General features: G+C 72.5%; 20 protein-coding genes. 7 read left to right on the forward strand and 13 right to left on the reverse strand.

Annotated features, from left to right (window positions below; genetic code table 11):
- Positions 1 to 32: 32 nt before the first annotated feature.
- The 3 genes from guaA to ABZ857_RS02175 all read right to left on the reverse strand — a co-directional run bounded on the left by guaA (position 33) and on the right by ABZ857_RS02175 (position 3,261).
- Positions 33 to 1,580 (reverse strand): glutamine-hydrolyzing GMP synthase, encoded by a 1,548-nt coding sequence (gene guaA, locus ABZ857_RS02165; RefSeq protein ID WP_357036045.1) that lies wholly within the window; start codon positions 1,578 to 1,580, stop codon positions 33 to 35.
- Positions 1,581 to 1,695: 115 nt separating this feature from the next.
- The gene (locus ABZ857_RS02170; protein ID WP_357036048.1) at positions 1,696 to 2,556 is read right to left on the reverse strand and encodes an SAM-dependent methyltransferase; all 861 of its coding nucleotides are present in this window, start codon (positions 2,554 to 2,556) and stop codon (positions 1,696 to 1,698) included.
- A 39-nt stretch (positions 2,557 to 2,595) separates the two neighbouring features.
- Complete coding sequence (locus tag ABZ857_RS02175) at positions 2,596 to 3,261, reverse strand: TetR family transcriptional regulator (RefSeq protein ID WP_357036051.1); 666 nt, start codon at positions 3,259 to 3,261, stop codon at positions 2,596 to 2,598.
- Between the two features lie 87 nt (positions 3,262 to 3,348).
- On the opposite strand from ABZ857_RS02175, the gene ABZ857_RS02180 reads away from it, so the two are divergent.
- Complete coding sequence (locus ABZ857_RS02180; protein ID WP_357036054.1) at positions 3,349 to 5,355, forward strand: AAA family ATPase; 2,007 nt, start codon at positions 3,349 to 3,351, stop codon at positions 5,353 to 5,355.
- Here the strand turns inward: ABZ857_RS02180 and ABZ857_RS02185 are convergent.
- From ABZ857_RS02185 to ABZ857_RS02200, 4 genes are read right to left on the reverse strand one after another with little or no spacing between them, the layout of a single operon-like run.
- Positions 5,291 to 7,018, reverse strand: coding sequence for a GMC family oxidoreductase (locus ABZ857_RS02185; protein ID WP_357036057.1), 1,728 nt, complete (start codon positions 7,016 to 7,018; stop codon positions 5,291 to 5,293). The genes ABZ857_RS02180 and ABZ857_RS02185 overlap by 65 nt on opposite strands.
- Positions 7,019 to 7,033: 15 nt before the next feature.
- Entirely contained in the window at positions 7,034 to 8,590 is a 1,557-nt protein-coding gene (locus ABZ857_RS02190) for a succinic semialdehyde dehydrogenase (protein WP_357036060.1), read from the reverse strand.
- 58 nt (positions 8,591 to 8,648) lie between these two features.
- Positions 8,649 to 9,524 carry an alpha/beta hydrolase gene (locus ABZ857_RS02195; protein ID WP_357036063.1) on the reverse strand — a complete coding sequence of 292 codons (876 nt, stop codon included), beginning with the start codon at positions 9,522 to 9,524 and terminating at the stop codon, positions 8,649 to 8,651.
- Positions 9,521 to 10,114 carry a TetR/AcrR family transcriptional regulator gene (locus ABZ857_RS02200; protein WP_357036232.1) on the reverse strand — a complete coding sequence of 198 codons (594 nt, stop codon included), beginning with the start codon at positions 10,112 to 10,114 and terminating at the stop codon, positions 9,521 to 9,523. The genes ABZ857_RS02195 and ABZ857_RS02200 overlap by 4 nt, the downstream gene beginning before the upstream one ends.
- Positions 10,115 to 10,230: 116 nt before the next feature.
- On the opposite strand from ABZ857_RS02200, the gene ABZ857_RS02205 reads away from it, so the two are divergent.
- Positions 10,231 to 12,177 (forward strand): beta-propeller domain-containing protein, encoded by a 1,947-nt coding sequence (locus ABZ857_RS02205; RefSeq protein ID WP_357036066.1) that lies wholly within the window; start codon positions 10,231 to 10,233, stop codon positions 12,175 to 12,177.
- Between the two features lie 3 nt (positions 12,178 to 12,180).
- On the opposite strand, the gene ABZ857_RS02210 is transcribed toward ABZ857_RS02205, so the two are convergent.
- Together ABZ857_RS02210 and ABZ857_RS02215 are read right to left on the reverse strand one after the other, a co-directional pair.
- Entirely contained in the window at positions 12,181 to 13,929 is a 1,749-nt protein-coding gene (locus tag ABZ857_RS02210; protein WP_357036069.1) for a glycerol-3-phosphate dehydrogenase/oxidase, read from the reverse strand.
- Positions 13,930 to 14,102: 173 nt separating this feature from the next.
- A complete protein-coding gene (locus ABZ857_RS02215) occupies positions 14,103 to 14,525 on the reverse strand; it encodes a DUF6223 family protein (protein ID WP_357036072.1) in 423 nt (140 codons plus the stop codon).
- Between the two features lie 217 nt (positions 14,526 to 14,742).
- Between ABZ857_RS02215 and ABZ857_RS02220 the strand changes: the two genes are divergently transcribed.
- The 3 genes from ABZ857_RS02220 (at position 14,743) to nagA (ending at position 17,769) form a co-directional block, all read left to right on the forward strand.
- The gene (locus ABZ857_RS02220) at positions 14,743 to 15,858 is read left to right on the forward strand and encodes a histidine kinase (RefSeq protein WP_357036075.1); all 1,116 of its coding nucleotides are present in this window, start codon (positions 14,743 to 14,745) and stop codon (positions 15,856 to 15,858) included.
- Positions 15,855 to 16,517 (forward strand): response regulator transcription factor, encoded by a 663-nt coding sequence (locus ABZ857_RS02225; protein ID WP_357036078.1) that lies wholly within the window; start codon positions 15,855 to 15,857, stop codon positions 16,515 to 16,517. Before ABZ857_RS02220 ends, ABZ857_RS02225 begins: the two co-directional genes overlap by 4 nt.
- Positions 16,518 to 16,623: 106 nt before the next feature.
- Entirely contained in the window at positions 16,624 to 17,769 is a 1,146-nt protein-coding gene (nagA, locus tag ABZ857_RS02230; RefSeq protein ID WP_357036082.1) for an N-acetylglucosamine-6-phosphate deacetylase, read from the forward strand.
- Positions 17,770 to 17,820: 51 nt separating this feature from the next.
- On the opposite strand, the gene ABZ857_RS02235 is transcribed toward nagA, so the two are convergent.
- Together ABZ857_RS02235 and guaB are read right to left on the reverse strand one after the other, a co-directional pair.
- The gene (locus ABZ857_RS02235) at positions 17,821 to 18,939 is read right to left on the reverse strand and encodes a GuaB3 family IMP dehydrogenase-related protein (RefSeq protein ID WP_357036085.1); all 1,119 of its coding nucleotides are present in this window, start codon (positions 18,937 to 18,939) and stop codon (positions 17,821 to 17,823) included.
- A gap of 33 nt (positions 18,940 to 18,972) precedes the next feature.
- On the reverse strand, positions 18,973 to 20,454 hold the full coding sequence (gene guaB, locus ABZ857_RS02240) for an IMP dehydrogenase (RefSeq protein WP_357036088.1): 1,482 nt from the start codon (positions 20,452 to 20,454) through the stop codon (positions 18,973 to 18,975).
- 612 nt (positions 20,455 to 21,066) lie between these two features.
- Between guaB and ABZ857_RS02245 the strand changes: the two genes are divergently transcribed.
- The gene (locus ABZ857_RS02245) at positions 21,067 to 22,071 is read left to right on the forward strand and encodes a helix-turn-helix domain-containing protein (protein WP_357036091.1); all 1,005 of its coding nucleotides are present in this window, start codon (positions 21,067 to 21,069) and stop codon (positions 22,069 to 22,071) included.
- 83 nt (positions 22,072 to 22,154) lie between these two features.
- Positions 22,155 to 22,532: a DUF5319 domain-containing protein gene (locus ABZ857_RS02250; protein ID WP_030508386.1), complete on the forward strand. Its 378-nt coding sequence runs from the start codon at positions 22,155 to 22,157 to the stop codon at positions 22,530 to 22,532.
- Here ABZ857_RS02250 and ABZ857_RS02255 read toward each other — a convergent pair.
- Positions 22,493 to 22,708: a hypothetical protein gene (locus tag ABZ857_RS02255; RefSeq protein WP_357036093.1), complete on the reverse strand. Its 216-nt coding sequence runs from the start codon at positions 22,706 to 22,708 to the stop codon at positions 22,493 to 22,495. The two genes, ABZ857_RS02250 and ABZ857_RS02255, sit on opposite strands and share 40 nt — an antisense overlap.
- Positions 22,705 to 23,331, reverse strand: coding sequence for a sigma-70 family RNA polymerase sigma factor (locus ABZ857_RS02260; protein WP_030508385.1), 627 nt, complete (start codon positions 23,329 to 23,331; stop codon positions 22,705 to 22,707). The genes ABZ857_RS02255 and ABZ857_RS02260 overlap by 4 nt, the downstream gene beginning before the upstream one ends.
- Between the last annotated feature and the right edge of the window lie 164 nt (positions 23,332 to 23,495).

The raw sequence follows: 23,495 nt of genomic DNA on the forward strand, positions 1-23,495 counted from the left end.
GCGCGCACGGGATCATTCCGGTTGATCCCGAGTTACTCCCATTCGATGGTGCCCGGCGGCTTGCTCGTCACGTCGAGGACCACCCGGTTGATCTCGCGGACCTCGTTGGTGATCCGGGTGGAGATGCGCGACAGCACGTCGTACGGCACGCGCGCCCAGTCGGCGGTCATGGCGTCCTCGGAGGTCACCGGCCGCAGGACGACCGGGTGGCCGTAGGTGCGGCCGTCGCCCTGCACCCCCACCGAGCGGACGTCGGCCAGCAGCACGACCGGGCACTGCCAGATGTCACGGTCGAGACCGGCGCGGGTGAGCTCCTCGCGGGCGATGGCGTCGGCCTCGCGCAGCAGGTCGAGGCGCTCGCGGGTGACCTCGCCGATGATCCGGATGCCGAGGCCGGGCCCGGGGAACGGCTGGCGCCAGACCATCGCCGCGGGCAGGCCGAGCTGCTCGCCGGCCCGCCGCACCTCGTCCTTGAACAGCGTGCGCAGCGGCTCGACCAGTTCGAACTTGAGGTCCTCGGGCAGCCCGCCCACGTTGTGGTGCGACTTGATGTTCGCGGTGCCGGTGCCGCCGCCGGACTCGACCACGTCCGGGTAGAGCGTGCCCTGCACGAGGAAGTCCACCGGCCCGTCGGCGAGGATCGCGCGCTGCTCGTCCTCGAAGACCCGGATGAACTCCCGGCCGATGATCTTGCGCTTCTCCTCCGGGTCGGTGACGCCCGACAGCGCCTTGAGGAAGCGCTCCGAGGCGTCCACGACGCGCAGCTTGACGCCGGTCACCTCGACGAAGTCGCGCTCGACCTGCTCGGCCTCGCCCTTGCGCAGCAGCCCGTGGTCGACGAAGACGCAGGTCAGCCGGTCGCCGATGGCCCGCTGGACGATCGCGGCGGCGACGGCGGAGTCGACGCCGCCCGACAGCGCGCAGATCGCCCGGCCGTCGCCCACCTGGGCGCGCACGGCCTCCACGGCGTCCTCGACGATGTTGAGCATGGTCCACGAGGGGCGGCAGCCGGCCGCCTCCAGGAAGTGCTTGAGCACCTGCTGCCCGTGCTCGGAGTGGAGCACCTCGGGGTGGAACTGCACGCCGTACAGGCCGCGTGAGGGGTCCTCCATCGCGGCGACGGGGGTGGCGTCGGTGGCCGCGGTGACGGCGAACCCGGCGGGGGCGCCGACCACGGAGTCGCCGTGGGACATCCACACGGTCTGCGCGACGGGCAGGCCGGCGAACAGCAGGCCCTCCTGGAGGACCTTGAGCGCGGTCCCGCCGAACTCGGCGGAGTCGGTCCTGGCGACCTCGCCCCCGAGCGCCCGGGCCATGGCCTGGAAGCCGTAGCAGATGCCGAAGGTCGGCACCCCGGTCTCGAACAGGCCCTCGGGAACCGGCGGCGCGCCCTCGGCGTACACCGACGAGGGGCCGCCGGACAGGATGATCGCCTTGGGCTTCCTGGCCAGCATCTCCGACACCGGCATCGACGACGGGACGATCTCGGAGTAGACGTGGCACTCACGCACCCGTCGCGCGATCAGCTGCGCGTACTGCGCACCGAAGTCGACGACAAGGACCGTGTCGAACTCAGACACTGGAAAGGACCCCCATGAAGGCAGCGAGGCGGTAACGCCAGTCTATCGGCGCGGTGACGCTGCCCGCCCGGACGTGCCCACGGCCGGACGGCACTCAAAACTTGGCCGACCACCGTCAGGCCCTCCGGCGGGCGTGGGTGATCACCGAGATCTCGCTGCTGGCCAGGGCGTCCGTACGCGCCCGGAGGGCGGGGCCGGCGGCGTCGCCCTCCGGCACCTGCTCGACCACCTCGAAGCCGTGCTCCTCCAGCAGGTCCGCCGCCTCTTCCGGGCTCAGGAACGTCAGCCAGGGCTCGCCGCCGTCCGCCACCAGCGGCGTCAGGGTCTCGGCGTACGCCCGGGCACGCGGGCCGCGCAGGGCCTCGGGCAGCAGGTGGTCCATGACGATCTCGCTGCCGGGGGCGAGGCGGCCGAGCCCGGCCAGCGTACGCGCGACGGCCTCGCGGGTGAGATAGGCGGTCACGCCGAGCCAGCTCACGAACGCGGGCCCGGCGAGGGCGAAGCCGTGCGCGGCCAGCCGGTCGACCGGGCACTCCCCGCCGGTCTCCATGTCCAGGGGAACGTACGTGAGACGGGGCGGCTCCGGCAGGCCCGCGCGTGCCATCGCCTCCCGTTTCCAGCGCTGGGTGCCCGGATGGTCCACCTCGAAGACCTCCACAGGCCCCGAGGCCGAGCGGCAGGCGTAGGTGTCCAGTCCCGCACCGAGGATCACGTACTGCCGGACGCCCCGCCGTACGGCGCCGGCCAGGCGGTCCTCGGTGTAGCGGCTCCGCGTGACGACGGCCGCGCGCAGCCCGGCGAGAACGAGGTGATCCGCCATCTCGCGGTGGAGGCCCACGTAGTCCTCGGCGCACTCGCCCAGCAGGGCGTACGCGAACGGGTCGCGGAAGACGACCGGCTCCCCGTCGACGATCAGGTGGGCGGCACGCGCCGCCGCCGTGTGGAGTGCGGTTCCGCTGAGCCCCTCGGTCTTCACCCGTCGAGCGTAAACCGCCTCAGCGATCTTGGCGATGGGTCACAGGCCGTGCGCCCGCGCGCCGTGCCGTAGCAGTTCGAAGGCGGTGCCGGCGGCCTCGACGGCCTCGCGGTGCACCTCGTCGGCCGTCCGGCCGGACGCCAGCGCCGCGTAGTTGTCCCTGGCCAGGATCTGCCGGACGGCGACGTACTGCGCGGCCACCAGGCGCGACGTCAGGTGCGGCACGGGACGGGACGCGCTTCCAGGAGCGCGGGGCGCGGAGTCCGCCGCCTCGCTCAGCGCCCGCGCCAGCGCCTCCGTCTCCGCCGCGCCGTGCTCGACCAGGCGGGCCGCCACGCTCGGCGTGTCGAACACGAGGCGGTGGTAGGCCATCACCTCCGGGTCGTCGCACAGGCCGGTGGTCGGCTCGCGGGCGTCGAGCCCGGCCAGGAAGGCGTCGTGCAGCGCGTCCAGCGGGGTCCGCCCGGCCGGGCGGGCGCGCACCACGGCTGCGGCCTCGCCTCTGTGGTCGGCGACGCGGTGCAGGACCAGGTCCTCCTTTGAGGAGAAATACCGGAACAGCGTGGGCTTGGACACCTCCGCCGCGGCGGCGATCTCGGCCACGCCCACCCGGTCGAAGCCGTGCTCCAGGAACATCGCGATCGCCACGTCCGAGATGGCCCGGCGGGTCCGCTCCTTCTTGCGCGTCCGCAGCCCCTCGACCATGCGCACAGGCTAGCAGGGGCGCGCACAACACTTAACTCGGTTGTATTTTTAACCGAGTTGCTTTTGATGCGTGGAAGGAGACGCCGGATGACCCCGCTGGAGGAGGAGCAGGCGTACGTCGAACGCTGCAGGGAGGGCCTGCGCCGGATGCTGGACGGCGCCCGGCACAACGTGATCATCGGGGAGACCGTGGCGGGCGACCGCTACAGCGCCGAGCGGCTGGGCCGCCATCTGAAGAGCCTGGCGAAGGAGCTCGGCGAGGACGACGGAGGGCCGCCGTTCTTCGGACGCCTCGACTTCTCCCCGGACGTGAGCGAGCACGCCGGGCGGCGCTACCACATCGGCCGCCGCCACATCTCCGCCGACAGCGGGGCGCAGCCTCTGGTGATCGACTGGCGGGCGCCGGTCTCCCGGACCTTCTACCAGGCGTCGGCCCGGGATCCGCAGGGCGTGGCCGTACGGCGGCGCTTCGGCTGGGCCGGCGGGGAGCTGACCGGCTTCGAGGACGAGCGCCTCGATCGCGGCCTTGACCTCGGCGACCTCGGCGTGGATCTGGGCGGCGCGGGACGGATCCTGACGGCCGAGATCGAACGCCCCCGGGTCGGGCCGATGCGCGACATCGTCGCCACCATCCAGCCGGAGCAGGACGACCTGGTCCGCGCCGACCTGGAGGACTCCCTGTGCGTCCAGGGCGGACCGGGCACCGGCAAGACCGCCGTCGGCCTGCACCGCGCCGCCTACCTGCTCTACGCCCACCGCAAGCGGCTGTCACGCGGCGGCGTGCTCGTGCTCGGCCCGAACCTGGCCTTCCTCGGCTACATCTCCGCCGTGCTGCCGGCCCTGGGCGAGGTCGACGTCGAGCAGACCACGCTGGACGCCCTCCTCGCCAGGGTCCCGGTCAAGGGGACCGACGGCGCGGACGCCGCCGTGGTCAAGCACGACGTGCGCATGGCCGAGGTGCTGCGCAGGGCGCTCCACCGGCGCGTCCGCGAGCCCGCGGAGCCGCTCGCCGTGGCCGACGGCTCCTCCCGCTGGCGCGTCTCGGAGGACGAGCTGCGCCAGGTGGTCGAGGAGACCCGGCGCGAGGCGATGCCGTACGGCGTGGGCCGCGAGCGCGTCCTCGCCCGCGTGGTGTCACTCGTGCGGAGCCGGGCGGAGGCCCGCGGCCGGACGATCGACACGGCGTGGACCCGCCGGACCACCAGGGCCGTCGCCGCCGCCGTGGACGCCTTCTGGCCGGTCGTACGCCCCGAGGAGGTGCTGTTCGAGGTGCTCCGCGACCCTTCTGAGGCCGCCGAGGGCGTGCTCACGGCGGCCGAGCGGGCGGCGATCACCTGGGCGAGACCGCCGCGCACCTACCGGAGCGCCGCCTGGACGACCGCCGACCTGACCCTGCTCGACGAGCTCGCCGGCCTGATCGAGCGCCCGCAGGGATACGGCCACGTGATCGTCGACGAGGCGCAGGACCTGTCGCCGATGCAGTGCAGGGCCGTCGCCCGGCGCAGCGCGCACGGCTCGCTGACCGTGCTCGGCGACCTGGCGCAGGGCACGACCCCGTGGGCCGCCCGCGAGTGGGGCGAGCAGATGGCGCACCTGGGCAAGCCGGACGCCACGGTCATGGCGCTCACCACCGGCTTCCGCACGCCCGCCGCCGTCGTCGAGCTGGCCAACCGCCTGCTGGCGGAACTCGCGGTCGACGTGCCGCCCTCCCGCTCCTTCCGGCGGGACGGACGGCTGCGCGTGCTGCGCGGGGACGACCCGGCGGTCGTGACGGCGGTGTTCGAGGCGCTCGGCCACGAGGGCTCGATCGGCGTCATCGCCGCCGACGCCTCCGCCGCCCGCCTGCGCGCCGCGCTCACGGACGCCGGCCTGACCGTCGCCGACGGCCTCACGCCCGACCCGTCCGTACGGATCTCCGTGGTGCCCGCCACCCTGTGCAAGGGTCTGGAGTACGACCACGTCGTGCTGGCCGAGCCCGCCGAGATCGTCGCGGCCGAGGAGCGCGGGATGAGCAGGCTCTACGTGGCGCTCACCCGCGCGGTGTCCCGTCTCGACGTGGTGCACCGCCGTCCGCTGCCGTCCCCCCTGACGTGATGCCCACGATCGGCAGGCGCAGCGCGCCCGGGGCCGACGCGGGGACGACCGGCCGCACGGGCGCGACCGGCCCGAGCCGCACGTACGCGGAGCCGGGGGCGGGGCGCGGGTCCGGCTCGCCCTTGTTCGGCCACAGCGCCATCGCGCGCTCGGCCTGGGCCGTGATCGTGAGCGAGGGGTTCACGCCGAGGTTGGCCGACACGGCCGAGCCGTCCACGACGTGCAGTCCCTCGTACCCGTAGACGCGGTGGTAGGGATCGATCACACCGGTCTCGGGCGAGTCGCCGATCGCGCAGCCGCCGAGGAAGTGCGCGGTCGCCGGGATGTCGAACAGGTCGAGCCAGGAGCCGCCGGGAAGGCCGCCGATCTCCTCGGCGGCCAGGCGGACGGCCTCGTGCCCGGCGGGGATCCAGGTGGGGTTGGGCTCGCCGTGGCCGGGTCCCGCCCGCAGTCCGCCGCCCTTCGGCGAAAGCGTGATCGAGTTGTCCTTGGCCTGCATGACGAGGGCGATGACCGTGCGCTCCGACCACCTGCGGTGGTTGAACAGCCGGGGCAGCAGGTGGGGCCGCCGCAGGGCCGCCCCGAGGAACTTCAGCCAGCGCGGGGCCCGCCCGCCGCCGTCCACGAGCAGCGTGCGCAGCAGGCCCATGGCGTTGGAGCCGTCGCCGTACCGCACCGGCTCGATGTGCGTCTCGGGATCGGGATGGATCGAGGAGGTGATCGCCACGCCCCGGTTGAGTTTGGCGCCCTTGGTGGTCGGCCGCTCGAACCCGAGCAGGGCCTCGGAGTTCGTCCGGGTCAGCATGCCCAGCCGGGGCGAGATCCGGGGCAGCGTGGTCGCCCTGAGCCGGTGGAGCAGGTGCTGGGTGCCGTACGTCCCGGCGGCGAACACCACCTGCCCGGCGGCCAGCGTGCGGGTGCGGCCGAACGGCCCGGTGCGCCTCACCGTGATCTCGTAGCCGCCCTCGACGGGCCGCACGCCGGTCACGGTGGTCTCCGGATGGACCTCCGCCCCGGCCTTCTCGGCCAGGTAGAGGTAGTTCTTGATCAGCATGTTCTTGGCGCCGTGGCGGCAGCCGGTCATGCACTCGCCGCATTCGACGCAGCCGCGGCGGCGCGGCCCCACGCCGCCGAAGTAGGGGTCGTCGACCTCCACCCCGGGCTCGCCGAAGAACACCCCGACCGGGGCGAGACGGAAGGTGTGGCCGACGCCCATCCGCTCGGCGACCTTCCTCATCACCTCGTCGGCGGCGGTCACCGTCGGGTTCTCCACCACGCCCAGCATCCGCCTGGCCTGGTCGTAGTACGGCGCGAGCTCGGCCTTCCAGTCGGTGATGTGCGCCCACTGGGGATCGCGGAAGAACGGGTCGAGCGGCTCGTAGAGGGTGTTGGCGTAGACGAGCGAGCCGCCGCCGACCCCCGCGCCGGCCAGCACCATCACCCCGTTGGAGCCGCGCAGGACGTGGATGCGCTGGATGCCCTTCAGGCCGAGCGCGGGGGCCCACAGGAAGTCCCTGGCCCGCCAGGACGTCTTCGGCAGGGTCTTCTCGTCGAACCTGCGGCCGGCCTCCAGGACGCCGACCCGGTAGCCCTTCTCGGTGAGCCGCAGCGCGGCCACGCTCCCGCCGAACCCCGACCCGATCACCGCGACGTCGTAGTCCAACGCCCCGCCTTCCTTCTACTTGAGGTGCAGCCGCTTCATCGTCTTGAGCAGCCCCGCGAGGGTGTCGGCGTACTTGTCGTAGGTCATGCCGAGGATCGGCTCGAAGCCCAGCCACGTGGCCTGGCTGGCCACCGTCTGGACCTCCGTGTACTTCAGCAGGCCCTCGGTCCCGTGGCGACGGCCGAGTCCGGACGACTTCATCCCGCCCATCGGCGCGTCGTAGGAGGCGTACGCCGAGCCGTACCCCTCGTTGATGTTGACGGTGCCGGCCTTGATCCTGACGGCGAGGCGGCGGCCCCGCGCGACGTCCCTGGTCCAGATCGAGGCGTTCAGCCCGTACGCGGTGTCGTTGGCCGCGTCGACCGCCTCGTCCTCGTTCCTGAAGCGGTAGAGCGACACGACCGGCCCGAACGTCTCGTCCCTGCAGACGGCCATGTCCTCGCCGACGCCGTCGAGAACGGTCGGCTCGTAGAAGAACGGGCCGAGGTCGGGGCGCGGCCGGCCGCCCGTCAGCACCGTGGCGCCCTTGGCGACGGCGTCCTCGACGTGCGCCGCGACCCCGTCGAGCTGCCGCTGGGAGGTGAGCGAGCCCATCTGCACGTCCCAGTCGAGACCGGGGCCGATCTTCATGTTCTCCACCGCCCGGACGAACTTGTCGCGGAAGACGTCGGCGATCGCCTCGTGCACGTAGAGGCGCTCGATCGAGATGCACAGCTGACCCGCGTTGGTGAAGCAGGCCCGGATCGCGCCCTGGGCGGCCACGTCGAGGTCGGCGTCGTCGAGCACGATCATCGGGTTCTTGCCGCCGAGCTCCAGCGAGCAGCCGATGAGCCGCTTGGCCGCCTCCTCGGCGATCCTGCGCCCGCCGCGCGTCGAGCCGGTGAACGCGACGTAGTCGGCGCCGTCGATCAGCGGGTCGCCGACGTCCTCCGGATCGCCGAGCACGACCTGCCAGATGTCGCGCGGCATGCCCAGCTCGGCCAGCAGGTCGATCGTCCACAGCGTGGACAGCGGAGTCTGGGTGTCGGGCTTGTGCACGACGGCGTTGCCCGCGATCAGCGCGGGGACCACGTCGGTCACGCCGAGGGCCAGCGGGTAGTTCCACGGGCTGATCACCGCGACCACGCCCTTGGGGTGGCGCAGCTCGGCGGCCCGGGTGGCGATCGGGAATATGCCCTGCCTGCGCTGCGGCTCCAGCAGCCCGGGCGCCCGCCGCGCGTAGTAGAGCGTGCAGCCGGCCACGTCCACCACTTCCTCGTACGCGTGGCGCCGCGCCTTGCCGGTCTCCCACTGCACGATGTCGAGCAGCTCCCGGCGGCGGTCGAGCATCGCGTCGTGGAGCCGCAGGAAGGGCCTGATCCGCTCCCTGACCGGCAGCGCCGCCCAGGCCTCCTGCGCCTCCCTTGCCCTGGCGTACGCCGCGCGGACGTCCTCGGGGGTGGAGATCGGGACCTCGGCCAGGACCTCCCCGGTGAACGGCGCGATGATCTCCCGCGTTTTACCCTCGGACGAGACGTGCGTGAGGATCCGGTCGACCATGGCCGCGTCGAGCGTCCCATTCATGGCACCCATGGCGGAAGAATATTCCGGAGCCCCGCCCGTGGCTACCGGTAAGTAATGACAGAGACGGCTACGCGCTCAGCACCGTGCGGAGCAGCTCACCGAACTCGGCGGGGTGCGTGGTGAGCCCGGTGTGCCCGCCGGGGAAGTGGACGAGTGGCGTGCCGAACCGCTCGGCCAGGAAGGCGGCGGGGCGGTAGGGCAGCTCGCCGATCGAGTCCGCTCCGGCCGCGAGCACGAGCCGGTCCGACAGGGCCTCCAGACGGTCCAGATCCGGGGTGTACGTCATGAAACTCGGCACGATACGCCCGAGGAAGTAGGGCATGTCCGCCATCGTCCGCTCGGCTCGAGCCGCCGCCTGGGGCGGCAACTCGGTGGCCGCCCCGGAGTCGACAGCGGTGTCGACGGGGGTGCCGACGGGGGTGCCGACGGGGTCGGAGCCGGGCCGCCTGAGGCCGGCCGCGAACACCGCGGCCGCGGGCATCAGCCCCTCCCGGCGGAACGTGTCCTGGACGCGGGCGAGCAGCGCCCGGTGCTCGGCGGCGTCCGGCAGCACCTCCACCACCGGCGGCTCGTGCGCCACGACGCGTTCGATCCGCTCGGGACGGGTGGTCAGCAGGTGCAGCGCGACGATCGCGCCGGAGCTGCAGGCGGCCACCCGGGCGGGCGCGTCCGGAGACAGCAGCTCCAGCAGCCGGAACGCGTCGTCGGCGTGCCGCGCGACCCGCTGCTCGGCCTCCGGGTCGTCCAGCGGGCTGCGGGACAGGCCGCGCGGATCGTAGGAGGCGACCGTGTGATCGGCGGCCAGCTCGTCGGCGACGCCGTCGAAGGAGGCCGCGCCGCCCGTGCCACCGGGGATCAGCAGCAGGAGCGGACCCTTCCCGCGCACCTCGTAGTGCAGGGTGGCGCCGTCCACGCGCAGGCGTCCGATGGTCGGGCTGGTCATGAGGGGTCTCCTTCGTGGTGTGCGGGCCAGCGCTCCAGGAGGGTGTGCAGGGCGTCGAGACAGCGGGCCCAGGAGTCTTCCGCCGGGCGGCTGTGCGCGAACCCTCCCGCGGCCTCAAGGCTGGTGAAGCCGTGGAGCGTGCTGCGCATCAGCCGGACCGCGTCGGTCAGGTCGGGTTCGTCCAGCGCGTAGGCGCGCAGCATGCTGTAGGTCAGCTCGACGGCGCGTCGCGGCCCGGGCGCCCGGGCCGCGAGCTCGGGATCGATCTGTATCGGGATCTGCGTCGCCGTGTATCGGCCCGGATGGTCGTGGGCGTACTTCCGCCAGGCGTTCGCGTAGGCCACCAGCGCGTCCTTTCCGGCCCGCCCGGCGATCGCCTCCGCGATGCGGATGGTCTTCTCGTCCGCCGCCAGCAACGCGATCCGCCCGCGGAGGTCCTCGAGGCTGCGGACGTGCGCGTAGAGGCTGGCGTCCTTCACCCCCAGCCGTCGCGCCACCGCCGACATGGTCACGTGCTCGAGCCCGACCTCGTCCGCCAGCTCGGCACCGGCGAGCGTCACCCGGTCCGCCGTCAACCCGGCCCGCGCCATCCGCATGCCACCCCCTTCTCTTCCTAGAGAAATTCCTAATACTCCTAGATAGTACCTTGGGATCCAAGTCGAGAGGATCAGTCGAACCAGGACCGAACGTGATCCGTCTTGGGGGCATGAGGACATCGATTCGTACGGCGGGCATTCTCGCCGCGCTGCTGGCCACGGGAGCCACGGGCTGCGCGGGTGGCCGTACGACCCAGGACTTCCCGCCCGCTCCGGCGGACCTGACCGGCAAGGTGCGGCTCGTCGCGTACGCCGGCTGCGACGAGATGACCGAAGGGCTGCGGCAGGCGGCCGTGCGGAACGTGACACCCTGGGGCTTCGGGGACGCCATGCTCTACGCGGCCCGCTCCGACGTCGCCGCCGCCGCCAAGCAGGCGACGCCCGAGCAGGCGTACTCGACCACGAACACGCACGAGGCGGGCGTGGACGAGCCCGACCTGGTCAAGACCGACGGCGACCGGGTGATCACGGTCACCGGGGGCGTGCTGCGCGTCGTGGACGCGAAGACCCGGAAGGTCACCGGGACGCTGCGGCTCGTCTCCGAGGACCAGTCGTGGGCCCAGGCCGACCTGCTGGTCCACGGCGACCGCGCGCTCGTGCTGTTCGAGGGCGGCGGGATCATCCCGTTCGGAGCGATGGCCAAGACCCGGGTCGGTCCCGGCGGCCCGAGGTACGTGCTCGTGGACCTGTCCGGCGAGCCCCGCGTCCTCGGCGCGATGACCGTGCACGGGCAGCACATCGACGCCCGGCAGTCCGGCTCCACGGTGCGGCTCGTCGTGCGGTCCCAGCCGGAGATCGCCTTCCCTGCCCCGGAGCAGGACGAACCGGAGAAGGAACTGCTCGAAGGCAACCGCAAGGCCGTGCTGTCCGCCCCCGCCGACGCGTGGCTGCCGTCGTACGACGTCGAGACCGGCGGCGCGAGCCGCACCGAGCGGGTCGGCTGCGACCAGGTCAGCCACCCCGACCAGTTCACCGGCACCTCGATGCTGACCATCCACACGATCGACCTGGCCGCCGCCACGCCGTTCGGCTCGCTCACGCCGATCGCGGTCGCGGCCGACGGCGACACCGTGTACGGAACGGCGGGCAGCCTCTACGTCACCAGCAATCCCCGCTGGTGGGCGGCCCGCCCGATCGACGTGGTGCCGGCGCCCGATTCATCGGACGCCGCGCCCACGCCGAAAGCGCCGCCCGAGCGCACGGAGGTGCACCGCTTCGACGTCTCCGCCCCCGGCGCCCCGCGCTACGTCACGTCGGGGTCCGTGCCCGGACGGCTGCTGAACCAGTACTCCCTGTCGGAGTACGACGGCCATCTGCGGGTGGCGACGACCAGCGGCGCCGACGTGTTCGGCGCGAGCCCGGGCACGAGCGAGAGCGGCGTGTACGTGCTCGACGCCGGCACGCTCGCCCAGACCGGCTCGGTGACGGGCCTCGGCAAGGGCGAGCGGATCTACTCGGTGCGGTTCATGGACGGCCTCGGCTACGTGGTGACGTTCCGCCAGACCGACCCCCTGTACACGCTGGACCTGCGGGACCCGGCCGCTCCCAAGGTCACCGGCGAGCTGAAGATCACCGGCTTCTCCGCCTATCTCCACCCGGCGGGCGCGGGGCGGCTGATCGGCATCGGCCAGGAGGCGAGCGAGCAGGGCCGGGTGCTCGGCACGCAGATCTCGCTGTTCGACGTCGGCGACCCGGCAGCGCCCGCGGTGCTGTCGCGGTTCCACCAGAAGGAGTCGGGCTCGGAGGCCGAGTGGGACCCCCACGCCTTCCTCTACTGGCCCGCCACCGGGCTGGCCGTGCTCCCGCTCCAGAACTGGGCCGACGGCGGGATCGCGGGCAGCGCGGCCCTCGCACTACGCGTCCGCGACCGCGAGATCACCAAGCTGGGCGTCGTGACCCACCCGCGGCCGGCCGCGAAGAGCGACTTCGCCCCCGGCGACCAGGGCATCCGCCGTTCCCTCGTCATCGGCGACGACCTGTGGACCGTGTCCGGCACCGGCCTCAAGGTCAGCGACGCCGCCACGCTGGCCGACCGGGCGTGGATCCCCTTCAGCTGACGATCAGTTGTCGTTCCCCCGCGCCTTCGCGAGATCACGCGGAGGCGCGACGGGGACGATCTCCGGCGCGCCGAGGCGGATCGCGTCGGCCTCCTGGTCGGTGTCCTGCTCCTGGGAGGCCCGCTCCGCCTCGACCCGCTTGGTGTAGTACTCGACCTCGCGCTTGACCTGATCGGCGTCCCAGCCGAGCGGGCCGGCCATGAGCTCGGCGGCCTCCTGGGCGACCGCGGTCCCCCGGTGGAAGGTCTCGATCGAGATGCGGGTGCGCCGGGTCAGCGCGTCGTTGAGATGCCCGGCGCCCTCGTGCGTCGCCGCGTACACGATCTCCGCGCGCAGGTAGTCGTCCGCGCCGTCGAGGGGCCGGCCCAGCGAGGGGTCCTCCTTGATGAGCGCGAGCACCTCGTCGATCAGCGAGCCGTACCGCTCCAGCAGGTGCTCGATCCTGGCCACGTGCAGCCCCGAGGAGCGCGCCATGCGGTGGCGGGAGTTCCACAGGGCCTGGTAGCCCTCCGCGCCCGCGAGCGGCACCTGGTCGGTGCAGGACGGCGGCACGCGCTGGTCGAGGCCGTGCGCGACCGCGTCCACGGCGTCGGCGGCCATGACCCGGTACGTCGTGAACTTGCCGCCGGCCACCATGACCAGCCCCGGCACGGGGTGGGTGACGACGTGCTCGCGCGAGAGCTTGGAGGTCTCCTCGGACTCCCCGGCCAGCAGCGGCCGCAGCCCGGCGTACACGCCCTCGACGTCGTCCCTGGTCAGCGGCACCGAGAGCACCGAGTTGACCCGGTCGAGCAGGTAGTCGATGTCCGCCCGGGAGGCGGCGGGGTGAGCCTTGTCGAGGTTCCAGCGGGTGTCGGTGGTCCCGATGATCCAGTGCCGGCCCCACGGGATGACGAACAGCACCGACTTCTCGGTGCGCATGACGAGCCCGCTCAGCGAGTGGATGCGGTCACGCGGCACCACGAGGTGGATGCCCTTGGACGCCCGCACGTGGATCTGCCCGCGGCCGCCGACGAGCTGCTGGATGTCGTCGGTCCACACGCCGGTCGCGTTGACGACCTGGCGGGCCCGCACGTCCAGCTCCGCGCCGGTCTCCAGGTCGCACACACGCACCCCGGTGACCCGCTCCCCCTCGCGCAGGAAGCCGACCGCCTGCACCCGCGAGGCGACGTGCGCGCCGTACGTCGCGGCGGTGCGCAGCGTGGTCATCACGAAGCGGGCGTCGTCGACCTGGGCGTCCCAGTACTGCACGGCGCCGCTGAACGCCGACCTGCGCAGCGACGGGACGACGCGGAGGGCCTGGCGGCGCGTGAGGTGGCGGTGCCCCGGCACGCCCCGGGTGAGGCCGAAGGACAGGCCGAGCGTGTCGTAGAGCACGAGTCCCGCGCCGATGTACGGCCGCTCCCAGCCGGCGTGCGTGAGCGGGAACAGGAACGGCACCGGCCTGACCAGGTGCGGCGCGATCCGCTTGAGCAGCAGCGACCGCTCCCGCAGGGCCTCCCTGACCAGGTCGAAGTTGAGCTGCTCCAGGTAGCGCAGCCCGCCGTGGATGAGCTTGGACGACCGGGACGACGTGCCGGAGGCGAAGTCGCGCGCCTCGACCAGGCCGACCGAGAGCCCGCGGGTCGCGGCGTCGAGCGCGACGCCGGCGCCGACCACGCCGCCGCCGATCACGACGACGTCGAGTTCCTGCGCCTCCATCCGCGCCAGGGCGGCGGTACGTTCCGCCGGGCCGAGTCGTGCCGTGCCCATCCTCGCCGTCATAAGGCTCCCTCTGCACCGCTTTCGCCATTGCCGAGCAAATCTACCCGCGAGTAGCTACCCAGGAATCCATCGTTTCCGCCGCCTTTCCCAAGGATCTCCGGAAATGTCGGTGAACAATCCTGGGCTGGCCACCCCGCCCCGGCCGGGCAGCTGATCGGCGGTCAACCGGTGCGGCGGGAGCGGGCCAGAACCAGCCCGCCGAGGACCATGGCGACCAGCCCCACCACCAGGGCCACGAAGCCCCCGACTATTCCGTAGCCGGTGCCGGGACCGCCATCGGCCGCGGCCACGACCAGCCCGCCGACGACCGCGCCGGCCAGCCCGGCCGCCATGGCCACGACGGCCCCGCCTCTCCCGTCGCCGGTCCCGATGCGACCGGTGGAGCGGGCCAGAGCCAGGCCGCCGACGACCACACCGGCCAGCCCCAGCAGCGCGGCCACCACGGACCAGAGACGCCCGGCGGTCAAGGTGTAGGCGCCGACGCCGGCCGGCTGGTCCACGACGTGCGCGGCCGCCGACGTGGCGAGCCCCAATCCTGCGAGCAGAGCGGCTGAGGCGGCGGCGAGCAGGCGACGGACGGACATGCGGTTCTCTTTCTCTCCTGCGACGGGACACCACCGGATCATGTCCGCAGGGCCCATCGCCGGTCGTCCGGCCGGCGCGGGCATTTCACGCTGCCACCGACGCCGCACCCGGCTGCCGCGAACGCCGCAGGAGCCGCGGAGATACCGCGTGTGCGGTAGACGGCCCATCATCCGCGCGGAGGAGCCGTCCACGCGGACACCCGGCTAAGGTGCGCGCATGGGTACAGGCCGGGCCGCTGTCGGAGACTGGGCGATCGCCGCCTGCGTGGCAGCGACGCTGCTGGTCACCGGGCTGTCCCGGCAGAATCCCGCCACGAGCCCCGGCCTGTTCGGCTACGCGCTGCTGGCGGCCGGAGGCCTGGCGCTGGCCGCGCGCCGCCGGGCTCCGGTTCCCGTCCTTGCCGTCACCGGCCTCTGCGCGGTGGGTTACCAGGCGGCCGGTTTCGACGTGCCCGCCGTCGCGTACCTGTTCGCGGTGTACGCCGCCGTACGGGCGGGACACCGCACCATCGCGGTGGTGGCGAGCGTGACGATGCTGGCCGCTCTCCCCCTCGCGGCCCTGGCCTCGGGCCTGCACGACACGGCCGCGGCCCTCGCGCAGGCCCGGGGCGCGCTCGAGCTGGCCTGGCTGATCGCGGCCGGCGCCGCGGGTGAAGCCCTGCGGCAGGCCGAACGCCGGGCGGACGAGGCCGAGCGCACCCGTGAGGAGACCGCGCGGCGCCGGGCCGACGAAGAGCGGCTGCACATCGCGCGGGAGCTGCACGATTCACTGACCCATCAGATCTCGATCATCAAGGTACAGGCCGAGGTCGCCGTCCACGTGGCCCGCAAGCGAGGTGAACAGGTGCCGGAGGCCCTGCTGGTGATCCGGGAGGCCGGTCGTGAGGCGGCCCGGGAACTGCGAGCGACTCTGGAGGTGCTGCGCGACGATGGCAAGAACCCGCCGCACGGGCTCGACCACGTCCCGGAACTGGTGCGGCGGGCCCGGACGACCGGCCTGGACGCGAAGCTGACGATCGAAGGACACCGAAACGAGGTGCCGGCCGCGGTGGACCGGACCGCTTACCGGATCGTCCAGGAGTCGCTGACCAACATCGCCCGGCACGCCTCCGCCACCACCGCGTCGGTCCGGATCGACTACCGTCCGCACGCCCTGGTCATACGGGTCGACGACGACGGAAAGGCCACGTCGGACACCGCGCCCGTGCCCGGCGTCGGGCTGCTCGGGATGCGCGAACGAGTCACCGCACTCGGCGGCCACCTGCGCGCGGAGCCGCGCAGCGAGGGCGGCTTCACCGTCCAGGCCGAGCTCCCGGTGGACCAGGCGTCGTGATCCGGGTCCTGCTGGTCGACGACCAGCCGCTCCTCCGCAGCGGATTCCGCGCGCTTCTCGACCTCGAAGACGACATCGAGGTGGTCGCCGAGGCCGGCGACGGGATGGAGGGCCTGGCCCTGGCCAGGGAACACCTGCCCGACATCGCTCTCGTCGACATCGAGATGCCGGTCGTCGACGGCATCGAGGCGACCCGGCGTATCGCCGCGGACCCGGCGCTGGCCGGGGTGCACGTCGTCATCCTGACCAACTACGGCCTGGACGAGTACGTCTTCGACGCGCTGCGCGCCGGCGCCGCCGGATTCCTCGTCAAGGACATCGTGCCGGAAGACTTCCTGCACGCCGTACGCGTCGCCGCGCGAGGCGACGCCCTGCTCGCACCGTCGATCACCCGCAAGCTGATCAGCCGGTACGTCAGCCAGCCGCTCCGTACGGACACCTGCGCGGGGCTGGAAGAACTGACCAACCGCGAACGCGAGGCCGTCGCCCTGGTCGCCCACGGCCTGTCCAACGACCAGATCGCCGACCACATGATGATCAGCCCCATGACCGCCAAGACCCATGTCAACCGGGCCATGGCCAAGCTTCACGCCCGCGACCGCGCGCAACTCGTGGTCTTCGCCTACGAATCCGGCCTGGTGACCCCGCGCAGCCGCTGACTCCTCGATCCGGGACTCCGCACGCCCCGCCTCCCCGCCGCCGGACGGCCCCGCACCTGACAACCCCGGGGCGGCGGGCGCGCGCCGTACGCGGAAGGATGGCGGCATGAGCGTGACTCTCTCCGATGCCCGCGTCGTCACTCCCGACGGCGTCCACGACGGCTGGCTCACCATCGAGGACGGCAGGATCACCCACATCGGGCGCGGGCAGGCCCCGGGCGACGGGCTCGGCCTGGGCGGGCGCACCGTCGTCCCCGGCTTCGTCGACATCCACAGCCACGGCGGCGCCGGCGGGAGCTTCCCCGACGGCGACCCGGAGACCGCCGCCGCGGTCGCGGCCTTCCATCTGAGCCGGGGCTCGACCACCCTCATGGCGAGCCTCGTCACCGCCGCGCCCGACACGCTCGCGCGGGCCGCGGCGACGCTCGCCGACCTGTGCGAGCAGGGCCTGATCGCCGGCATCCACTTCGAGGGGCCGTATATCGCCAGGTCGCGCTGCGGCGCGCACGAGCCCACGCTGCTGCGCGAGCCCGACGTGGCGGAGTTCCGGGCGCTGGTGAAGGCCGGGCGTGGCCACGTCCGGATGCTGACGATCGCGCCCGAGCTGCCGAACGCACTCGACGTGATCAGGGACGCCGCCGCGGAGGGCGTCGTCGCCGCGCTGGGCCACAGCGACGCGACCTACGAGCAGACGATCGCGGGGATCGACGCCGGGGCGACCGTCGCCACCCACCTCTACAACGCGATGCCGCCGCTCGGCCACCGCGCGCCGGGGCCGATCGCCGCCCTGGTCCAGGACGAGCGGGTGACCGTGGAACTGATCAACGACGGCGTCCACGTCCACCCGGCGATGCTGCGCCTGGCCATGCACGCCGCGGGCGCGGGCCGTACGGCGCTGATCACCGACGCGATGGCGGCGGCGGGCATGGGCGACGGGCGCTACCCGCTCGGCCCGATGACCGTCGACGTCGTGGACGGGGTGGCCCGGCTCGCCTCCGACACTCCCGGCGGCGGCTCGATCGCCGGGAGCACGCTCACGATGGACGTGGCCTTCCGCCGCACCGTGCGGGAGGTGGGACGCTCACTGGTGGACGCCGCGCTGATGGCCTCGCTCACCCCCGCCCGCGTCCTCGGCCTGGACGGCGAGGTCGGCTCGATCACGGTCGGCAAGTACGCCGATCTCGTGGTGCTCGACGACGACCTGCGCGTCGGCGGCGTGATGAAGCGCGGCGCCTGGGTCCGCCACCCCTGACCGATGAAGCCGGGGGCCGGGCGCGGCGGCCCGGCCCTCCCGGCGACCGGCTCAGCGCTGCGGCGGGGCGACGACCACCTCGACGCGCTGGAACTCCTTCAGGTCGGAGTAGCCGGCGGTGGCCATCGTGCGGCGCAGCGCGCCGAGCAGGTTCATCGAGCCGTCGGCCAGCGACGACGGGCCGTGCAGGATCTCCCGCAGCGTGCCGATCGTGCCGAACTCGACCCGCTTGCCGCGCGGCAGCTCGGGGTGGTGGGCCTCCGACCCCCAGTGGAAGCCGCGGCCGGGGGCCTCGGCGGCCCGTGCGAGCGGCGAGCCCACCATGACGGCGTCCGCGCCGCAGGCGATCGCCTTGGCGATGTCGCCGGAGCCGCCCATGCCGCCGTCGGCGATGACGTGCACGTACCGGCCGCCCGACTCGTCCATGTAGTCGCGGCGGGCCGCGGCCACGTCGGAGATCGCGGTGGCCATCGGCACGACCACGCCCAGCACGTTGCGGGTGGTGTGCGAGGCGCCGCCGCCGAAGCCGACCAGCACGCCGGCCGCGCCGGTCCGCATGAGGTGCAGCGCCGCCGTGTACGTCGCGCAGCCGCCCACGATCACCGGGACGTCGAGCTCGTAGATGAACTGCTTGAGGTTGAGCGGCTCGGCCCGGCCGGAGACGTGCTCGGCGGAGACCGTCGTGCCGCGGATCACGAAGATGTCCACGCCCGCGTCGATCACGGCCTTGTGGTGCTGCACCGTGCGCTGCGGCGACAGCCGTACGGCGGTCGTGACGCCGGCGGCGCGGATCTCCTCGATGCGCCGGCCGATCAGCTCGTCCTTGATCGGCGCGGTGTAGATCTCCTGCAGCCGCCTGGTCGCGGCGGCCCGGTCGAGGGTGGCGACCTCTTCGAGCAGCGGCGCCGGGTCCTCGTAGCGGGTCCACAGCCCTTCGAGGTCGAGCACGCCGAGGCCGCCCAGGCGCCCGATCTCGATTGCCGTCTGCGGCGACACGACGCTGTCCATCGGGCTCGCCACGAGCGGAGAGTCGAACCGGTAGGCGTCGATCTGCCAGGAGATCGACACCTCCTCCGGGTCGCGGGTGCGCCGGGAGGGCACGATGCCGATCTCGTCCAGCGCGTAGGCACGCCGCCCGCTCTTGCCGCGCCCGATCTCCACCTGTGTCATATCGCCTGTTCTTTCCGTTTCTTCCGGTACGAGCTAGCGCCCGTGGTAGTTCGGAGCCTCGACCGTCATCTGGATGTCATGCGGGTGGCTCTCCTTGAGCCCGGCCGCCGTGATCGGCATGAGCTGCGCCTTCTCGTGCAGCTCCTGGATCGTCCGGGAGCCGGTGTACCACATGCCCTGCCGCAGGCCGCCGACGAGCTGGTGGGCCACCGCCGCGACCGGGCCGCGGTAGGGCACCTGGCCCTCGATGCCCTCGGGGATGTACTTGTCCTCCCCGGACACGTCGGCCTGCGCGTACCTGTCCTTGCTGAACGACGCGCCGCCGCGCTCGCGGTTGCGCACCGCGCCCAGCGAGCCCATGCCCCGGTACGACTTGAACTGCTTGCCGTTGATGAAGATCAGCTCGCCGGGCGACTCCTCGCAGCCGGCCAGCAGCGAGCCGAGCATGACCGTGTCGGCCCCGGCGGCCAGCGCCTTGGCGATGTCGCCCGAATACTGCAGGCCGCCGTCGCCGATGACCGGGACGCCGGCCGGGCCGCACGCCAGCGCGGCCTCGTAGATGGCGGTGAGCTGCGGGGCGCCCACACCGGCGACGACCCGGGTGGTGCAGATCGAGCCGGGCCCGACGCCCACCTTGACCGCGTCGGCGCCCGCGTCGACCAGCGCCTGCGCGCCCGCGCGGGTGGCGACGTTGCCGCCGATGACGTCCACCCGGCCGTTGGCCTTGATCTTGGCGATCATGTCGCACACGCCGCGCGAGTGCCCGTGCGCGGTGTCCACGATGATCACGTCCACGCCCGCCTCGATCAGCGTCATGGCGCGCTCCTCGGCGTCGCCCGCGACGCCCACCGCCGCGCCGACCATGAGGCGGCCGTCGGCGTCCTTGGTCGCGATCGGGTACTGCTCGCTCTTGGTGAAGTCCTTGACCGTGATGAGGCCCTGCAGGCGACCGGCCTCGTCCACGAGCGGGAGCTTCTCGACCTTGTTCTGCCGCAGCAGCCGGAACGCCTCGTCGCGGTCGACGCCCACCGGCGCCGTCACCAGCGGCATCGGGGTCATGACGTCGCGCACGGCCCTGCTCTGGTCGCTCTCGAACCGCATGTCGCGGTTGGTGACGATGCCCACGAGCACGCCGTCCGCGTCGGTGACCGGGACCCCGGAGATCCGGTAGGTCGCGCACAGCCGCTCGACATCGGCGAGGGTGTCCTCGGGAGAGCAGGTGACGGGGTTGGTCACCATCCCCGCCTCCGACCGCTTGACCAGGTCGACCTGCTGCGCCTGCTCCTCGACCGAGAGGTTGCGGTGCAGGATGCCGATGCCGCCCTGGCGGGCCATGGCGACCGCCATGCGCGCCTCGGTGACCGTGTCCATCGCGGCCGACACGAGCGGGATGCGCAGCGTGATGGTCCGGGACAGCCGGGTCGTCGTGTCGGCGTCCCCCGGCTGCAGGTCCGAATACGCGGGAACAAGGAGCACGTCGTCGAACGTGAGTCCCGGTTCGGTGAACTTGGCCATCTGCTGCACCCCTCCTGCGCTGTGGGTCTTCGCGCGTGGGTCCCTCGCCAGACCCGAGGTCAGTCTAGTGGCCGCCCCCAAACCGCATCCGGCGGACCTGTCAAGAGGGATGGCACAAAAAGTGGGGGGACCGGCTTCCGGTCCCCCCACTTCCCCGCGTCGTGCCCGCCACGCCCGTCGAGCCCCCCTCCGCGCCCGGCAGACGGGGCGTTCCCGGCTAACGCTGGGTCAAGAATGCGTCACGCAGCGTCCACATGCAATGGCGTAACGTGCAACTGCACAAAGATGCATTTCCTGTCTTTCGAAACTTCGGCCGAAACAAATGCGAACCCTCACGTCCATACAAAAGCCGCCACGTTCGGCCGTACCAAATGTGCGAACGGGACGGACAGCGCGGAAAATCCGAGCTATTCTCGCGACCCGAAGCGAGGCGGCGATGAGGCGGAAGCCGACGCGCCGAACGCCGGGAAACGTTTACGCCCAGGGACCGGTGAGCCGGTGCGTCAGCGCGCCCGACACGCCCGGCGCGCTCGGTGCGGCGCGACCAGCGCGGTGCCGTCGGCTCCGTGCCACCAGCGCCGTGCGACCAGTGTGACCACCGACGGAGCGAGCATGAGTACGACGCGCAACGCCGCCTCCCAGGCCGACCCGTTCGAAAGCCTCGGCCTCTCCCCCGACCAGGCCGCCCTCTACACGGCCATGCTGCGGCTGCACCGCGCCACGCTCACCGAGCTTGCCGAGGCGGTGGACCGGCCCGCCGAGGACGTGCTCGACGCCCTGGACGGGCTCGTACGGATCGGCGCGGTGAACCGGCGGCGGGAGGAGTTCCTCGCCCGGCATCCGGCCGCGGCGATCGGGCGGCTGGTGGCCGAGAGGCTGGACCGCATGGCCCGGGAGACCCGCCAGATCGACGAGGTGCTCGCCGCGGCCGGGCGGCTGTCCCATCACTACGACGCGGGCCGCGACTGGCGCAGCGGGCGGTTCTCGGTCGAGCCCGTGAGCGGCGCGGACGAGCTGTGCGAGAGCGTGATCGGCCTCGCTTTGCAGGCGCCCCCCGCCGAGCTGGTCATGGCCGTGCCGGACCGCCGGACCATGGCGCGGTTCGCGGACGGGTACGGCGGCCAGTGGATCCAGGCCGCCGTGGACGGCATCCTGCGCGTGCGGATGGTGGTCGCGCTCGACGCCGTGTCCGCGCCCGCCATGCGTGAGGTGTGCGCGCGGTTCGCGGCGGCGGGCGCGGGGCTGCGCGCCCTCGACGCGGTGCCGAGCTGGTTCTTCGCGCTCGGCGGCGACACCGCCGGGCTGCCCGCCGAGTGGGGCGTCTCGCTGCCCGAGCACTCCTACAACTGCTACCTGGTCCACGCCCCGGTGGCGGCAGGGGCGCTGCGCGCGCTGTTCGAGGAACTGTGGGCCAGGGCCGCGCCGATCTCCCCGCACAACAACGCGCTGCAGGTGCTGCGGCTGGCCGCGCACGGCCTGTCCGACGACGCCGTCGCCCGCCACCTCGGCATCTCCGTACGCACGGTGCGGGCCAGGTTCGCCGAGGCGATGTCGGAGCTGGGAGCCCAGTCCCGCTTCCACGCCGGGGTCGAGGCCGCCCGCCGCGGCTGGCTGTGACGTCCGTGCCCGGGCCGCGGCCCGACCAGCAGATGAGGCGCACTTATCCGCGTGGAGGGGGCCGTGGTCATAAGGTGGGATGCGTGCTGGAAGACGTCCCCCGCGACCCGTTCGCGGATGACCCCAACGACCCCGCGGCGGAGCTTGGAGCGCCCGACGACGTGGAGCCGCTGACGCTCGCCGAACGCGACGAGGCGCTGACCGATCTCGCCGACGTGGAGGTCTTCCGTTCGCTGCTCGAACCCCAGGGGGTGCTCGGGCTGGTCCTCGACTGCCCGGAGTGCGGCGAACAGCACTACTTCGACTGGGACCTGCTGCGCGGCAACCTACGCCAGATGATCGACAACGGCCGGCCGCAGGTCCACGAGCCGGCCTACCAGCCCGATCCCGCGGACTACGTCAGCTGGGAGTACGCCCGGGGCTACGTGGACGGAGTGATCGACACGGAGGAGAGCCGCTGACTGTCCACGTCGGCCACGAGCGCGCCGAGCAACCGGACGGCGGCGTCCGTGCCGCCGACCGGATCGCGGCGGGCGAGCGCGTCGAGGACGGCGTCCGTCCGCATTACGTCGCCCTCCACGTCGGCATCGCCGTACGACCCGAGGTGGCGTGCCGTACGACGACGTTTCGTGGTCACGCAATCGACTCCAGCTCGGCCAGCTGCCGGAGCCTGGCGAGCGCACGATGCTGCGCGACCCGGACGGCACCTGGAGACATGCCGAGTACATTACCCGTCTCCTCGGCGGACAGGCCCGAGACCACCCGCAGGATGAGGAGCTCGCGCTGCGTGTCCGGGAGCCGGGCGAGCAGGTCGCGGGCGTGCTGCGCCTCGATGTAGCGCACCACCGTCTCCTCCGGCCCGGGGCCCTCGTCGGGCCCGTCCGGCAGGTCCTGCGTCGGCACGGCCGAGCGGACCGAGCTACGCAGGGCGTCGGCCACCTTGTGCGAGGCGATGCCGAAGACGAACGAGGCGAACGGGCGGCCCATGTCGCGGTAGCGCGGCAGCGCCGACAGCACCGCGATGCACACCTCCTGGGCCACGTCGTCGGCGATGTGGTACTGACCGGACACTCGGCCCAGTCGAGCCCTGCAGTAGCGGACCACCATCGGGCGCAGATGTCCCAGCAGTGATTCGATCGCGGTGCGATCTCCCTGTACGGCAAGGCTGGTCAGTTCCCTGAGGTCGGGCTCATCCGATCTCGTCGCAAGCCTTACCCCAGTTGCGGCGTCGGCGACGCATCCCTCGGTCACGTTAGGCATGATGCCCGTCGCGATCGTTCATGTCGTCATGGTTAACGGCTACGGATTGGTCACATTGACGCGTCGATAACGTTCGGTAATCATCTGATCACCCGACCGTTGGAACATTCCAACCAGAATGCCCAAAAGGATGGATATACGACTGACGGCTTGACAGTGAAAAA

This window comes from Microbispora sp. NPDC046933 (assembly GCF_040644635.1).
Taxonomy (GTDB): Bacteria; Actinomycetota; Actinomycetes; order Streptosporangiales; family Streptosporangiaceae; genus Microbispora.

Coding starts and splice junctions, on each gene's coding strand:
- ABZ857_RS02175 (WP_357036051.1), bottom strand. CDS start 3,261: ATGGTCGAGGGGCTGCGGACGCGCAAGAAGGAGCGGACCCGCCGGGCC.
- ABZ857_RS02180 (WP_357036054.1), top strand. CDS start 3,349: ATGACCCCGCTGGAGGAGGAGCAGGCGTACGTCGAACGCTGCAGGGAG.
- ABZ857_RS02190 (WP_357036060.1), bottom strand. CDS start 8,590: ATGGGTGCCATGAATGGGACGCTCGACGCGGCCATGGTCGACCGGATC.
- ABZ857_RS02195 (WP_357036063.1), bottom strand. CDS start 9,524: ATGACCAGCCCGACCATCGGACGCCTGCGCGTGGACGGCGCCACCCTG.
- ABZ857_RS02200 (WP_357036232.1), bottom strand. CDS start 10,114: ATGGCGCGGGCCGGGTTGACGGCGGACCGGGTGACGCTCGCCGGTGCC.
- ABZ857_RS02205 (WP_357036066.1), top strand. CDS start 10,231: ATGAGGACATCGATTCGTACGGCGGGCATTCTCGCCGCGCTGCTGGCC.
- ABZ857_RS02210 (WP_357036069.1), bottom strand. CDS start 13,929: ATGGGCACGGCACGACTCGGCCCGGCGGAACGTACCGCCGCCCTGGCG.
- ABZ857_RS02215 (WP_357036072.1), bottom strand. CDS start 14,525: ATGTCCGTCCGTCGCCTGCTCGCCGCCGCCTCAGCCGCTCTGCTCGCA.
- ABZ857_RS02220 (WP_357036075.1), top strand. CDS start 14,743: ATGGGTACAGGCCGGGCCGCTGTCGGAGACTGGGCGATCGCCGCCTGC.
- nagA (WP_357036082.1), top strand. CDS start 16,624: ATGAGCGTGACTCTCTCCGATGCCCGCGTCGTCACTCCCGACGGCGTC.
- ABZ857_RS02235 (WP_357036085.1), bottom strand. CDS start 18,939: ATGACACAGGTGGAGATCGGGCGCGGCAAGAGCGGGCGGCGTGCCTAC.
- guaB (WP_357036088.1), bottom strand. CDS start 20,454: ATGGCCAAGTTCACCGAACCGGGACTCACGTTCGACGACGTGCTCCTT.
- ABZ857_RS02245 (WP_357036091.1), top strand. CDS start 21,067: ATGAGTACGACGCGCAACGCCGCCTCCCAGGCCGACCCGTTCGAAAGC.
- ABZ857_RS02260 (WP_030508385.1), bottom strand. CDS start 23,331: ATGCCTAACGTGACCGAGGGATGCGTCGCCGACGCCGCAACTGGGGTA.